The 13,823-nt window shown below is 40.7% G+C and carries 12 protein-coding genes; 7 read left to right on the top strand and 5 right to left on the bottom strand.

Translation table 11 applies throughout. From position 1 onward, the window contains the following. The first annotated feature begins 240 nt into the window (after positions 1-240). On the top strand, positions 241-1,062 hold the full coding sequence (locus tag IBX42_RS08770; RefSeq protein ID WP_294931835.1) for a hypothetical protein: 822 nt from the start codon (positions 241-243) through the stop codon (positions 1,060-1,062). A 20-nt stretch (positions 1,063-1,082) separates the two neighbouring features. Here the strand turns inward: IBX42_RS08770 and IBX42_RS08765 are convergent, their stop codons facing one another. Beyond that, positions 1,083-1,580 carry a MarR family transcriptional regulator gene (locus tag IBX42_RS08765; RefSeq protein WP_294931832.1) on the bottom strand — a complete coding sequence of 166 codons (498 nt, stop codon included), beginning with the start codon at positions 1,578-1,580 and terminating at the stop codon, positions 1,083-1,085. A 93-nt stretch (positions 1,581-1,673) separates the two neighbouring features. On the opposite strand from IBX42_RS08765, the gene IBX42_RS08760 reads away from it, so the two are divergent. From IBX42_RS08760 to IBX42_RS08750, 3 genes are read left to right on the top strand one after another with little or no spacing between them, the layout of a single operon-like run. Beyond that, on the top strand, positions 1,674-2,903 hold the full coding sequence (locus IBX42_RS08760; RefSeq protein WP_294931829.1) for a TolC family protein: 1,230 nt from the start codon (positions 1,674-1,676) through the stop codon (positions 2,901-2,903). Continuing rightward, a complete protein-coding gene (locus IBX42_RS08755) occupies positions 2,904-4,004 on the top strand; it encodes an efflux RND transporter periplasmic adaptor subunit (RefSeq protein WP_294931826.1) in 1,101 nt (366 codons plus the stop codon). It abuts the gene before it with no gap. A 1-nt stretch (position 4,005) separates the two neighbouring features. After that, a complete protein-coding gene (locus tag IBX42_RS08750) occupies positions 4,006-7,104 on the top strand; it encodes a multidrug efflux RND transporter permease subunit (protein ID WP_294931824.1) in 3,099 nt (1,032 codons plus the stop codon). Positions 7,105-7,224: 120 nt separating this feature from the next. Here the strand turns inward: IBX42_RS08750 and IBX42_RS08745 are convergent, their stop codons facing one another. Continuing rightward, entirely contained in the window at positions 7,225-7,845 is a 621-nt protein-coding gene (locus IBX42_RS08745) for a hypothetical protein (RefSeq protein WP_294931821.1), read from the bottom strand. Between the two features lie 108 nt (positions 7,846-7,953). Here IBX42_RS08745 and ilvC point away from each other — a divergent pair, with 108 nt between their 5' ends. Then, positions 7,954-8,976 (top strand): ketol-acid reductoisomerase, encoded by a 1,023-nt coding sequence (ilvC, locus tag IBX42_RS08740; protein ID WP_294931818.1) that lies wholly within the window; start codon positions 7,954-7,956, stop codon positions 8,974-8,976. Between the two features lie 125 nt (positions 8,977-9,101). Here ilvC and holA read toward each other — a convergent pair whose 3' ends face one another. Genes holA through IBX42_RS08725 form a run of 3 tightly spaced genes read right to left on the bottom strand, consistent with a single transcriptional unit; the run spans position 9,102 to position 12,818 of the window. Continuing rightward, a complete protein-coding gene (gene holA / locus IBX42_RS08735) occupies positions 9,102-10,064 on the bottom strand; it encodes a DNA polymerase III subunit delta (RefSeq protein WP_294931815.1) in 963 nt (320 codons plus the stop codon). A gap of 1 nt (position 10,065) precedes the next feature. Further along, a complete protein-coding gene (locus IBX42_RS08730) occupies positions 10,066-12,021 on the bottom strand; it encodes a ribonuclease R family protein (protein WP_294931812.1) in 1,956 nt (651 codons plus the stop codon). Beyond that, positions 12,021-12,818, bottom strand: coding sequence for an HDOD domain-containing protein (locus IBX42_RS08725; RefSeq protein WP_294931809.1), 798 nt, complete (start codon positions 12,816-12,818; stop codon positions 12,021-12,023). The genes IBX42_RS08730 and IBX42_RS08725 overlap by 1 nt, the downstream gene beginning before the upstream one ends. A gap of 123 nt (positions 12,819-12,941) precedes the next feature. On the opposite strand from IBX42_RS08725, the gene IBX42_RS08720 reads away from it, so the two are divergent. Both IBX42_RS08720 and greA read left to right on the top strand, forming a co-directional pair. After that, positions 12,942-13,268 (top strand): hypothetical protein, encoded by a 327-nt coding sequence (locus IBX42_RS08720; RefSeq protein WP_294931806.1) that lies wholly within the window; start codon positions 12,942-12,944, stop codon positions 13,266-13,268. A 10-nt stretch (positions 13,269-13,278) separates the two neighbouring features. Then, positions 13,279-13,779 (top strand): transcription elongation factor GreA, encoded by a 501-nt coding sequence (gene greA / locus IBX42_RS08715; RefSeq protein WP_294931803.1) that lies wholly within the window; start codon positions 13,279-13,281, stop codon positions 13,777-13,779. Positions 13,780-13,823 lie beyond the last annotated feature (44 nt).

Here is a 13,823-nt window from a genome sequence, read left to right as displayed (position 1 = left end):
CCAAATCACTTATTCAGAATTGCAGAAATTAAAAGGTGCGTAAGGTCAGTTATTTCAAAGAGAGCTTGAAACACTCTTTGAAATGTTTTTTTGAGGTTCTTTCACAGTCTCGGGAGCGCTGGAGTGAGAAAGAGCAATAGGGTTGTAAAAAGTGGAGATTCATTCACAGGGGTGTAATTTGCAATTGTGCTAATCCCAACAAAACTTTTAGCTGTGATTGTTGCAGCAATAGGCACTTTTATGGGAACCACTATTGTCGCCTCGAGCATGACGAAAGTTATATCTCAGAAGCTTAACGATGAACGAGAGGAGAAGGAAAAAGAGATTAGAGCCAGAGTAGAACTAGAGAATGCAGTTGCAAAATCCATAGAGATTGAGAATGAGAGAGACAATCTTCAAGATGAGATTAATCATCTAAAAAATATGAAACTGGATGTCAACTCAATCAGCAGAATAATGGACTTGGGTGTTGCAAAAGCTGACATGACATTTAGAGATTTTAAAAAGGTTACTCTCTCTAAAGAGTCCTCAATCATATCTAGAGATGAAACCAAAGAGTATATTGGATTACTGCAATGCAACTACACTGCAAAACTGGGAGTAGATTTGCTAAAGCTTAAATTTTTAGAAACACAAGATGGCAGCATTGAAGTAAGCGGATTGAAAAGTGAGACATTAGGTATCTTAAATCGTGATATCACTTGGCTTATGAAAGAGGTTCGCACTTTTAAAACAAACAGCAAGTGGTTGCCTGAGAGCTATGAAATTGAAGACAACGGTAAAAACTTGATAGAACAGAGTGATATTCAAGCTAAACAAATTGATGCAATGATTGAGAAGGGTGCCAACCTAAAACACTTTGATGATTATATTATTAAATTGGCAAAAGATTTTATAGCCTTGTTACTTGCGCCACTACAAAAAGAGGTGCTTTTTGTTGAGCAAGAGAATCCTAATGCTAGAGAGCTTGTTCATTTTTTGACGGAAAATAATAATCTGATTGAAGAAAAGATGAGAAGACTTCAGACTCAAAGCAATAGTAAAATACTGGAGATGAAATAAAGAGCTAGCTGTAGAGAGTGTCAGATCTTGTTTATATTTACAAGAATCTTCTTTAAAAGAGAGCCGAAGAGCTCTCTCTCTTTTGGATCAAGAATTTCAAAATATTTGTTGCACTCTTTTGAGATTTCACTGAGCGCTTTTTGCACAAGCTCTTCACCGCGCTCACTTAGACAGACGAGCATACATCTTTTGTCGTTTTTGTCCTCTTCTCTATATACAAGACCTCTCTCTTGAAGCCTCTTTAAGACCTTTGTCATGCCGCCGGAGGAGAAGATAGTCAGATCATAAAGCTGTGTAGGAGAGAGCATTTTTCCGTGTGTAAAGAGTGAGGCTAACACATCAACCTCGGAGTTTAAGAGGTCAAACTTCTCTTTTAAAAAACTTTCGGCATGTGTAAAGATTGTCTTTTGGATGACTGCTATTGGAAAGGTCATTAAAAAAACCTCTGGAAGTTCCCCTTTGCCTACTTTGTCATAAAAATTTGTTATAAGGTCTGTGTGTACTCTATTTTTTTTCATAGCGTTATTATAGCCAAAAATATATCTTTCTGGCAAGACATATTTAAGAGTTAGTGTGATATTATTTCGTAAACATAGAACAAAGGAGAATAGGTGAAATTTTTATTTCCTGTGCTCTTCATCCCGATTTTTCTATACTCATATACGCTTGATGAGCTTATAGAGTTATCGCATAAAAACAGGGTTGTCGAGTCTGCTACGCATTCACTTAGTGCAAAAGAGAAAGCTTATGAGAGCTCCAAGAGTTCGTACCTGCCGACATTAGAGCTTGGTGCAACATATCAAAACGTTTATGAAGAGACTGCCGCATTGGCACAAAATTCACTAAGAGTCCAAGCTAGTTTGAAGTACACGCTTTATGACGGCGGTAAAAAAGGGAGTCTTTATAGCCAGTTAGAATCAAGCATAGATGCTAGCAAACAAAATGTAGAGGCTACTAAAAACAACATTTCTCTTGATGTAGCGAGACTCTACTTTGGGTACCTCTCGCTAGAATCCGACAAAGAGGCTACAACCCAAGAGATTGAGCAGTTAAAAGCTGAGTTTAAACGGCTCGATCTCTTTTACAAGTCAGGTTCTGCAACAAAAGATGAGGTTGACAAGATTGACTCTAGGCTTAAAAACTCGGCAGTTATGTTAAATGAGATAGAGCTGGAGTCGCAGAGAATTTTGTATACTCTAGAGTACTACACTACACAAAAAATCGAAAAAATTGACGAGGGTTCAGTAGTTGCGCTAAATGAGCAGGAGAAAGTTGCAAGAGCGGATATTGAGGCGCTTGAGTATGGTGCACTTTCTGTGCTGCATGAGGCTAAGACGAAAAAGAGTGAAAATCTTCCCAAGATCTATTTTGACAATACGCTAAGCTACAGCGACTACTATTTTGACGACAAGAGCCTAGATGCCGGTTTTTTGGTCGATACTCAAAATATAGCCATGCTCAATCTCTCTTGGAATGTCTTTGATTTTGGCGCACGCACAAAGGCTTATGAGTCGAAATTTCAAGAGTATTTGAGTAAAAAATCTACTCTAGAGCATGAGAAGCATAGAGCCGATGTTGAGTATAGATTTGCAAAAAAGGCACTAGAGATTGCAAAACTAAAAGTTGATGCAACCAAAGCGACACTTGACGCCGCATCTTCAACCTATGAGCTTGTAAAGTTTAAGTACCAAAACGGAACAATCGACAATGTGGCGTATCTTGAGTCTATGAGCGAGAAGTATGATGCCGCTAGAGGTTACAAAAGAGCGTTATTGGATTTAGAAGTTAAAAAAGCAGAGCTGATTTACTACAGCGGAAAAGATATTAAGGAGTTTTTATAGATGAAAAGTTTAGCATTATCGCTTGTAGTGGTCTCACTGCTGTTTGTAGGGTGTAGTGATGAAAAAGGTGGTGCTTCAAGCCAGCCGCAAACGGTGCAAATGCCTCCATTGCCGGTCAAGGCTCAAGTTGTAAAGTTTGAGAGAGTTGATTTTACAAAGAGCTACTCCGCTATTTTAAAACCTTTTGAAGAGGTTTCTGTCTTTGCAAGAGTGAGCGGAGTTTTAGAAAAAGAGAATTTTACAGAGGGTTCAGCCGTAAAAAAGGGTGATGTTTTGTATGAGATACAAAAAGGGGAGTACAGAGCGGCACTTGATGAAGCAAAAGCGGCTCTCTCAAAGGCAGAGGCAAACTTTAGCAAAGCTTCAAAAGATTGGAGCAGAGCAGAGTACCTTTTCAAAAACAGTGCAATAAGCGAGCAGCAAAGAGACGCGCTTTTATATGCTTACGATGATACGAATGCAGAGGTAAAAAAAGCCAAAGCGTTGGTTACAAAAGCGGAGTTGAACTACAGTTATACAACTATAAAAGCGCCTATAAGCGGGGTTGTGGGCATGAGCAGTAGCGATGAGGGCAATTTTATAGATGCTGATTTACAAAATTCAAATCTTACGACTATTACGGCATTAGATATAGTTTATGCGGAGTTCTCTCTTCCAAGCAGCGACGTTTTAAAGTACATTTCACGGATCAAAAAAGGCGCAGAGGTGACACTAAAAGCGGGTACAAAAAGTTTCAGCGGCATAGTGGATTATATGGCTCCAAAGATCGATACGCAAACAGAAACGCTACTTCTAAGAGCAACATTTAAAAACCCAAGCAGAGAGCTTATGGTAGGCTCTTACGTTGAGGTAAATTTAGGCGGTTTCAGTTACGAGAGCGTCGCAAAAATCCCACAAAACGCGCTGATTAAAACTCCCGATGCAACCGTTGTTTATGTCGTAGAAAACGGAGCCGTAGTTATGCGTCCTGTGAATGTGCTTCATGTAGAAGAGGGTGTAGCGATGATTGAGGGCGGGGTAAAAGAGGGCGATATGGTCGCCTCAAGCAATATTGCAAAACTTAGACCAAATAGCAAAGTAACCATCATGGAAGGCAAGTAAGATGTTTTCTGCCTTTTTTATAAAAAGACCAATTTTTGCATCGGTAATCGCGATTATTGTCGTGCTTGCAGGCGTAATCTCTATGCGCGCTCTGCCTATTAGTGAGTATCCAAGAGTTATCCCTCCGCAAATCGTAGTTTCTGCTTTTTACCAAGGAGCGAGTGCAGAGACAATCTCCAAAACGGTTGCCGCGCCTCTTGAGCAGGAGATAAACGGTGCAAAAGATATGCTCTACATGAGCTCACTTGCAGCAGATAACGGCTCACTAAGTATCAATATCTTTTTTGAAGTCGGAACAAACCCCGATGATGCGAAGATAGACGTAAATAACCGCGTTCAAGCGGCTCTCTCAAAACTTCCTGATCAGGTTCAAAGACAGGGTGTCCGCGTCAATGAAAAGTCGCCCGATATGCTTCAGGTTATCATCCTCAATTCGCCAAAACAGACAAGAGACGTAACGTTTTTATCCAACTATGCGCTTATGAATGTTGTTGATAGCCTAAAGAGAGTCAAGGGTGTCGGAGATGTTATCATCTTTGGCGCAAAAGATTACTCCATGCGTATCTGGATTGATCCTCTAAAGCTCAAAAAATATTCGCTAACGGTCAACGACCTTGTAGTCGCTGTGCGTGAGCAAAATGAGCAGTATGCCGCAGGAAAGCTCTCTGCAGAACCTGTTTCTAAAAGCGAGATGTTTACCTATACCATTGAGACTCCCTCAAGATTTAATGAGCCTTCTGAGTTTTCAGAGATTATCATCAGAGCAAACGAAAATGGAAGCGCACTCAAGCTCAAAGATGTAGCGACCATAGAGCTAGGTTCTCAAAGCTACGACATGAAAAATAAGCTCAACAACTCTCCTGCCGTTCCAGTTGCTGTTTTTTTACAGAGTGGAGCAAATGCGATTGAGACCGCAAAAGGGGTAAGGGAGACCATCGCTACTATTAGCGAGAGTTTTGTTGAGGATGTTGAGTATGTGATTCCTTATGATATTACCGATTTTGTTGAGATATCCATTCAAGAAGTTATCAAGACATTTATCGAGGCGATTATTTTAGTTATTCTCATTATCTATCTCTTTTTGCAAAATTGGAGAGCTACGCTTATACCTATTTTAGCCGTTCCAGTCTCTATCATCGGAGCGTTTGCCGGGATGTATATGCTTGGATTTAGCATCAATCTGCTTACGCTCTTTGGGCTTGTTTTGGCAATCGGGATAGTGGTTGATGACGCAATTATCGTTATAGAGAATGTCGAGAGGCACATAAAAGAGGGACTCTCGCCAATGGAGGCTTCGCTTCAGGCTATGAAAGAGGTCTCCGGTGCGCTTGTTGCCATTGTTTTGGTTCTCTCTGCGGTATTTATTCCGGTTGCATTTTTAGGCGGGCTAAGTGGCGAGATGTATAGGCAGTTTGCCGTAACCATCGTTATCTCTTTGGCTATTTCAGGATTTGTCGCGCTGACGCTTACCCCCGCTTTATGCGCGCTCATGTTAAAGCCGACACACAAAGAACCGAAGTACTTTTTTAAATGGTTTAACGCCACATTTGATTTTTTAACAAGAGGCTATACGAGCGCCGTAAAACTGACAATCAGATACACATTTTTAAGCCTGCTTCTCTTTGGCGGACTTGTCTATATAACGTACGATATGTTTGTAAGCCTCAAAACCGGACTTGTTCCCGCCGAGGACAAAGGAACGGTGTTTGTCTTTAGCTACAACCCTCCGGGATCATCTCTTAGCAGAACGGATGCGCTCACGAAAGAGATTTACGACATCGCTTCAAAAGATAAAGAGAATATAAAAGATATTGTCCAGTTCGCAGGGTTAGATTTTGTAACATTTGCGCAAAGAACAAATTCGGCGGCTACCATCTTAAAGCTTCAGCCGTGGGATGAGAGAACAAGACCCGAACAGCATGCCGCTCAAATAGCAGCACAAATGAGCAAAAAGCTTGGAGCGACAAGCGATGGCTTCTCTTTTGGTGTTGTTCCTCCGCCGATTAGGGGGATGGGAGTTGCCGGCGGATTTGAGATGTATGTGCAAAACAAAACAGGCTCAGATATAAAAGAGTTACAAAAATATGTCAATGAGATTATCCAAAAAGGAAATGCAAGAGCGGAGTTAGTCGGTGTTAGAACAACGCTAAATACCAATGTGCCTAAGTACAAAATAAGCGTCGATACCGCAAAAGCAAAAGCAAAAGGGATTAACGTAGACCAGATATACCAAACGCTCAATGCGACTTTTGGAAGTTTTTATGTAAACGACTTTAATCTCTTGGGCAGAACATATATGGTCAATATGCAGGCAGAGGAGTCTTTTAGAAAAAGCCCTGATGATTTGAACAACATCTTTGTACGAAGCAAAGAGGGAGAAATGCTTCCGCTTAGCTCTTTTGTGACTCTAAAACAGACAACAAGTGCAGATTTGGTAGAGAGATTTAACCTCTTTAGTGCGGCAAAAGTAGCGGGACAAAATGCTCTTGGGTATAGCTCTGGAGATGCTCTAAGAGCCATAGAAGAGGTTGCAAACGAGGTCTTGCCAGAGGGGTATGCCATTAGCTGGATAGGTACGGCGTATCAGGAGAAGCAGATAAGCAGTGCCGGAAGTTTGGCGTTTATATTTGGAATCATCTTTTTGTATCTCATCTTGGCGGCGCAGTATGAGAGATGGTTGATGCCGATATCTGTTATTTTGGCGGTACCCTTTGGAGTCTTTGGAGCGGTTGTGGCAAATAGCATGAGAGGGCTTGAAAACGATATCTACTTTCAGATAGGTATCCTTGTTCTTGCCGGACTCTCTGCAAAAAATGCAATCCTTATCGTAGAGTTTGCGATGCAAAAAAGAGAGCAGGGCATGGAGCTTGTTGAAGCCGTAATAGAAGCGGCAAAAATTCGTCTGCGCCCAATTATCATGACTTCACTTGCCTTTACGCTAGGGGTTATTCCTCTTGCAATCAGCAGCGGAGCAGGTGCTGCAAGCAGACACTCCATCGGTACGGGAGTTGTCGGAGGAATGTTAGCAGCAACTTTTCTAGCTATCGTCTTTATCCCGCTCTTCTACATTCTTGTCTCAAAGTTTGGCAAGAAAAAGTAACTGAAGATTGGAATTCGTCACTGCGAGGAGCGAAGCGACGTGGCAGTCTCACAGAATGTTAACAAAAAGAGAGATTGTCGCGCTTCGCTCACAATGACAAAATGAGTGCAAATCTAGAAGTTAAAGAGCCTTAAAAAACTCTGCGGCTTCCAATTCATCATCATTTAAACTCTCTTTTGCAAAATCCTCATCCTCTGTAATCAACCTCTTTACCTCAGTTTGGCAATAGTTAAAAAGAGTATCCCTTGCATTATCAAGGTTTGAGACAAATCCAAGACCGCTAAACTGGTAAGGATCTTCCTGCTCTATGCAGATAAGAGTGCCCTCACACTCATTTTCAAGAAGCTCAACGAGTGTTCTGTAGTTAATGTTAAACTCAGCGGCATGCCACCCTATATCTTCCATCTCTTTTGTGCTAAATTCATCAACACCGTCCGCGGTAGTGTCGTCGTATGTAGCCCTTATGGTATTAAACCCTATAATCTCCTGCCAGTTTGAAAAAGCCTTGATTAAAACTCTGTTTTCGTCCTCAACAACCTGATATTTACTGCCAAGAGCCTCACTAAGAGCGACATTTGCGTTCGGAGTGCCTATGTAAATGAGGATGTCATCTGTCGTAAACGGCTCGTTGCAGACTCTTCCATTAATATCTATGCCAAAAGTTTTTTTTGCATCAATAGCTTCTTGCAGACTATTTTTATCGACTGTAATGATTTCTTTGAAAAGATTAAATTTTTTCATAAATATTCCTCTATTTTTCCTGACATTATAAAAGTTTTTGCTTTATTCTAGTATAATGCCAAAAAAATTTTAAGCATTTAAGCTTAATATAATACCTAAGGAAAACAAATGGCATTAACTGTTTACTACGACAAAGATTGTAATATCGAACTTATCAAAAGCACAAAAGTTGCAATGATAGGATTTGGCTCTCAGGGGCACGCACATGCGGAAAACTTAAGAGACAGCGGTGTTGAAGTAGTTGTTGGTTTAAGAAAAGATGGTTCTTCATGGGCAAAAGCCCAAGCAAAAGGCTTTAAAGTTATGACGGTTGGTGAAGCTTCTGCTGCGGCTGACTTGGTTATGATTCTTTTACCTGATGAAAATCAATCAGAAATATACAAAAATGAGATTGAGCCAAACCTAAAGCAAGGCGCAACTATCGCATTTGGACACGGTTTTAACATCCACTACGGAAGAATTCACCCAAGAGCAGACATCAACGTTACTATGATTGCTCCAAAAGCTCCTGGACACACAGTTAGAAGCGAATTTGTAAGAGGCGGCGGTATCCCAGACCTTATCGCTGTTGGACAAAACCCAAGCGGAAAAACTAGAGAGTTAGCGCTCTCTTACGCTTCTGCAATCGGCGGCGGAAGAACTGCAATTATCGAGACTACATTTAAAGATGAGACTGAGACTGACCTTTTCGGAGAGCAGGCTGTTCTTTGCGGTGGTGCAGTTTCTCTTGTTCAAGCAGGTTTTGAGACATTAACAGAAGCTGGATACGCTCCTGAGCTTGCATACTTTGAGTGTCTGCATGAGCTAAAGCTTATTGTTGACCTGATGTTCCAAGGCGGAATCGCAGATATGAGATATAGTATCTCTAATACAGCGGAGTACGGCGACTATGTTTCAGGAAAACGCGTTATCAATGCAGAGTCAAAAGCTGCAATGAAAGAGATCCTAAAAGAGATTCAAGACGGAAGATTTGCAAAAGACTTCATCCTTGAAGGTCAAGCAGGATACCCAAGAATGAACGCTGAGCGCACAAACGCAAAAGCTTCTTTGATTGAGCAGACAGGTGTTAAGTTAAGAACGATGATGCCGTGGATTTCGGCAAATAAAATAGTAGACACATCTAAAAACTAAAATAGCGGCGCATTTTCTGCGTTGCTACACTCGTCATGCACATTAGTGCACTTCCTCGCTATGCGCCTTGAAACTCCACCACTCTTTTAGTTTTTAAAATATCTAAAATCTAAACACTATAAAATCTATAGCAACTGCTGCACTCTAATAAGAGTAGAGAGCAAAATAGCGCCTTTGTCTACATGTGAGCTTTTCATCTTTAGTTCGCTCTCCAGAAGAAGTTCGTGGAGTTTATAGTAGGTTTGGGGTTTTATTTTTATGGACATGGCTGCTTTTGAGTCGACCACAAATTTTGGAGCGGGGTATCCAAGTATCTCTAGTGCGTTTGGCGCACCGTTGATGCGAATGTATATGTGAAACATATAGAGCTGCGTCATGTAGGAGGTTATGGCTGTTAGCAGCCTTATCTCATCCTCTCCGTGCTCTAACATGCTCCCAAGGTCTGTTTTAAAATCTTTTTTGTTTAAAATTTTGTTGATAAAACTCTCAATGTTTACCTCTGCTAATCCAAAAACAAGATTGTCAATGTCTTTGGTCGTTATGGCTCTGTCGTAAATTTTGAGCTTCTCTATCTCGTTGCATGCAAGTGCTACGTCCCAGTTGTGAATAGACAAAAGGTGAGTAAGTGAGCGGTTGTCAACGTTGACATTTTTTTCACGTGCTACTTGCGAGAGTATAAAAGTTGCCTCACCCTGATTTGGATGGAAAAAGCGCACACACATAGTTTTTGTTTTTGCGGGCGCTTTTGCGTATGTTTTATGGTCATCCCCGTAGTAGGCGTAGACAAAAATATTTTCTTTGTTTTTCTCGCAATACTCAATAAGTATCTCAAGCTCTTTTTTTGGAACCTTCTTCTCGCTTTTAATGATTAGGACATTCTGACCGCCAAAAAGAGAAGCCTGCGAGAGATGGGCTTTTGCCGAGGCAAAATTATACTCGTCATGGTAAAATTTTGCAATGGAAGCATCTGGCACATTTGTGAGCATTTGAGTATATCTGTCGATTAAAAAAGAGCTCTCTCCATAAAGTATAAAACTGTTTGAAAGTGAGCTGTTTTGAATATGCTTATCTAGTTCGCTTTTGTACAAATCAGCTTTCTCTCTCTATGCGTTCTACGACGCTTGCATAGATTTTTGCTTTGGCAATATCTGCTTTGTCGATCCTTACTTTTACATCTTCAAAGAGCTGTGCATCCAGTCCATGGTTTATTAAAAATCTAGCTCCCTGAATTTCATCATGAAGTTCGGCTTTTAGGTATGGGTCGGTGGAGGTAATTCTTGCTTTAAAGGTACCGCCGATATTTTCATCTGCCCAGCGGGTAAATTTTCTTGCCATAAACTCATTTTCAATCGTTGAAGCCTCTCTCTCTTTTTCGCTCACGCTCATACAGAGCGACTCTATGTTTCTAAGCACATAAGAGCTCCCCTCTTTATCCCCTCTGGCAATCGCTTTTAGGAGTCTGTGAACAATCAGATCCGAGTATCTTCTGATGGGTGAAGTAAAGTGCGTATACTCATCAAAACCGAGTCCGAAGTGCCCTACGTTGAACGGTGCATATCTAGCCTGCATCTGAGACTGGATGATAAGCGTGTCGACTTCGCTTGAGAGACCCATCTCTTCGGCTTGATTTTGTATCTGTGTAATCGTATCTTTTATGGATGATTTAATATCTACATAGATGCCGATTCCCGCAAGCTCTTGGTAGAGATTTTGCAGTTTTGTTTGAGTCGGGGGCTCATGGATACGAAAAACCCCTTTTTTAAATCTCTTTGCAGCCTCTTTGTTTGCAAGCAACATACAATCTTCAATCAAAGCATGTGAAGGAGTCTCCTGCGCATAAGTGGTATGAGTGATGTTTGAGTTTTCATCTATAAACATCTCAAGTTCGTTTGAGCGAAAATTGTAACCTACTTCAAGTCTTTTCTCTTTGAGTCTGTCCGTTATGAGTTTGAGTTTGGAGATGTACTTAAATATCTCTTTTTCAGAGTCGTTTTGCGCTTCAAGTTTGCCTTCTAAAAACTCATCTATATCTTCGTAGTTGAATCTTCTTTGCGAGTGAATGATTGCCTCATAAACTTTTGAGTTCTCTACTTCGAGTGAGTCAAGATTTAGTTTTATTTCAAAAACATAGGCAAGTCTGTCAACGTTGGGCTGCAAAGAACAGAGTGTCTCACTTAGTTGACGAGGGAGCATCGGGATTGAGCGGTGCGGGAGGTAGATAGAGAAGCTTCTATATATCGCCTCGTTGTCGATTGCTCCAAAAGGGGTTACATATTCGCTAACATCGGCTATGGCGACATAAAGCGTGGAGTTTTTATCATCCCAGCATATTGCATCGTCAAAATCTTTTGCGGTTATGGGGTCGATTGTACAAAACGGCAACTCTCTTAAATCTGCTCTTGAAGGATATTTTGAGGCATTTACTTCCTCAAATGAGGAAGCAAGCTCTAGTACTTCCGGCTCAAACTCGTCATGTTTGTTAAATTGCGCAAGAACAATTTTTTCATCAACCAAAGGATCTTTCATGTTGCCAAGACGCTCCATGATGGTAAAATCTTGGTTGTTGATTTTAAATACGTCGCCATGCTCGTAGGCATCTAGTTCATCCTGCGTCATCTCGACACCTGTCGGGTACTCTGTTTTTAAATCAACAAGAGATTTTCTGCCATCTTTTGAGATAATATAAGCGACGCTGTAGCTTTGCGCTCTTCCGAGAATCTCAACAACCTTTGCAGCGGGAGAACCTCTTTGACCGAGCAATCTTTGTGCGATAACAAGGTCGCCCTCTTTGGCGCTTGCCAAATCTCCTTCGCCTATAAACATGTCACGAGTGTATTCGCCGATAACATGCAGATATGCAGTCTCTTTTTGGACAAAGCCCAAAGTTCCTGCGCGATACTTGGAGTTAAATTTGTAAATATCATCTTTTTTTGTGATGTAGCCTTTCGCCAGATAGTCGTTTATCTGCGTTTGTTCATCTGAGGCAACATCTTGCTCGCTTAAACCGTTTGTGAGTTTTATGAGAAGTAATTTAGTATCAGCCATTATAGATTTTGCAACGCTCTATCGAAGCTCTCCATATCAAGAGAGTATTTAACAATCAACTCTTTTGCGGCAGCGATACTTTCGTCTGTAACCATGCCGTTAAGTTCTACCACTGTGCGTACTACATGTAAAATTTGAGCAGGTTTTTTGATCTCATCTTTCGCTTTTTCGGGGTTTAAACAGTGGCGAATAGTATCTACAAGTCCCGCCTCAAATCTCCAGTGTTCAAATATCTTGGCGCTCACTTCAGGAGTGTCTACTCCGGCTACTTCTTTCTCTGCTTCTTCGAGTGTAGCAGATCTCTCAAGTGCCTCTTTAAACTTCTTTTCACTCTTGTCCGCCATAATCTGTTGAGCTATCAAAACTTTGCCAATCTCGACTAAAAATGCCGCAGGAGAGAGGATTCCCAGCAGTCTTGAATCTTTTTTAAGACACCATGAAGTCGTAATGGCATGCTGTTTTTTGGATAGCATTGAAAAAGTGTCGTTGTCAATTCCATAAACCGAAAGGTCAAGCTCAAAACTCTTTTTTACAATGCTAGCAAGCGCAAAACCCCTTATAGTCCCCATTCCAAAAAGCCCTACAGCTTGGTTAATAGCGTTTATTTCGCGGCTAAATCCATAAAGCGGAGAGTTTGCCGCCTTTAAAATATCTGCCGTCAAGAGAGGATCTTCTTCTAAGATTTTAACCATATCGCTAAATGTACTATCAGGGTCTTGATAAACAGACTCGATTTGCATAACTGATTCGGGAAGCGGAGGTAGTTGCTTGATTTTTTTAAGTATCTCTTCAGTCATTTAATTCTCTCTTTTAGCAAATATTATTTAAGTAGATGATACATACATGTTCATAAAAAAGTACTGAATATTTACAAATTGTTGATATTATTTTCTTACATTTTTTAAAAAAGAGAGAACAATATGCAAAAAGAAGCTATGCTTACGCAGCTGGGATACGTACCTAATAACGCCTTGATTCAGCAACTTCAAAGGATTGAAGAGAACACTACGGGTTATGAAAAAATACAAAAACACATTATGGACCTACACGACCATCTAAAAGTAGACGGTTCCTACATTGCAATGTCAAACTCAAACGATTTTTTTAAAATAAAAGTTGAAGCTCCTAGCGCTGAAATTGCTCAAGAGGCACATGAAAAAATCCAACATTTCAGCGAAAAATATAAAGTTGTAATCAATAAACTAGATAATAAAAACACCTACTACATCTTAGGATTTAACGATTAGCAAAGAGCCGATGAGTATAGAGGGTTATGACCTTTTAATCGAAGAGTTTAGGTTTTTGCTTGAAGTGGAAAAACCAAAAGTCGCAGAGGAAAAACTTGTTGCGGCAGCTCTGGGTGACAGAAGCGAAAATGCGGACTATCAGGCGGCAAAAGAGAAACTTAGATTTATAGACAAGAGACTTTTTTATCTAAACTCAATGATACAAAAATCGCAAATCATAGACCCCTCAAGGCTCTCACACGAGAGAGTAAGCTTCGGCAGCAGCGTAAAGATTTTAAATCTTGAGACGGATGAAGAGGAGAGCTATACTCTCTGCGGAGTTTTGGAGTCAGAGCCGGAAAATGGACTCATCTCCGTTCACTCACCCTTAGCTCGCGCCATGATGGGAAAAGCGGTAGAAGATGAGTTCAAAGTCCAACTCCCGCTTATGAAGAAGGAGTATGAAATAGTAGAGATAAGTTACAAAAACATCTTCTCTTTAAAGAAAAATATACGCACAAAATCTAGGTAAATCCGACGAGATATAGGCTCGATAATTGCTTTAGGGTTTTAAAA

This window comes from Sulfurimonas sp. (genome assembly GCF_014859695.1).
Lineage (GTDB): Bacteria > Campylobacterota > Campylobacteria > Campylobacterales > Sulfurimonadaceae > Sulfurimonas.
Note: the sequence above shows the minus strand (reverse complement) of the source record. Positions and strands in the feature narration are given on the sequence as shown.

Bases quoted from the DNA above. Each gene is read 5' to 3' on its own strand.
- IBX42_RS08770 (WP_294931835.1), top strand. From the start codon at position 241: ATGGGAACCACTATTGTCGCCTCGAGCATGACGAAAGTTATATCTCAG.
- IBX42_RS08765 (WP_294931832.1), bottom strand. From the start codon at position 1,580: ATGAAAAAAAATAGAGTACACACAGACCTTATAACAAATTTTTATGAC.
- IBX42_RS08755 (WP_294931826.1), top strand. From the start codon at position 2,904: ATGAAAAGTTTAGCATTATCGCTTGTAGTGGTCTCACTGCTGTTTGTA.
- IBX42_RS08750 (WP_294931824.1), top strand. From the start codon at position 4,006: ATGTTTTCTGCCTTTTTTATAAAAAGACCAATTTTTGCATCGGTAATC.
- IBX42_RS08745 (WP_294931821.1), bottom strand. From the start codon at position 7,845: ATGAAAAAATTTAATCTTTTCAAAGAAATCATTACAGTCGATAAAAAT.
- ilvC (WP_294931818.1), top strand. From the start codon at position 7,954: ATGGCATTAACTGTTTACTACGACAAAGATTGTAATATCGAACTTATC.
- IBX42_RS08730 (WP_294931812.1), bottom strand. From the start codon at position 12,021: ATGGCTGATACTAAATTACTTCTCATAAAACTCACAAACGGTTTAAGC.
- IBX42_RS08725 (WP_294931809.1), bottom strand. From the start codon at position 12,818: ATGACTGAAGAGATACTTAAAAAAATCAAGCAACTACCTCCGCTTCCC.
- IBX42_RS08720 (WP_294931806.1), top strand. From the start codon at position 12,942: ATGCAAAAAGAAGCTATGCTTACGCAGCTGGGATACGTACCTAATAAC.
- greA (WP_294931803.1), top strand. From the start codon at position 13,279: ATGAGTATAGAGGGTTATGACCTTTTAATCGAAGAGTTTAGGTTTTTG.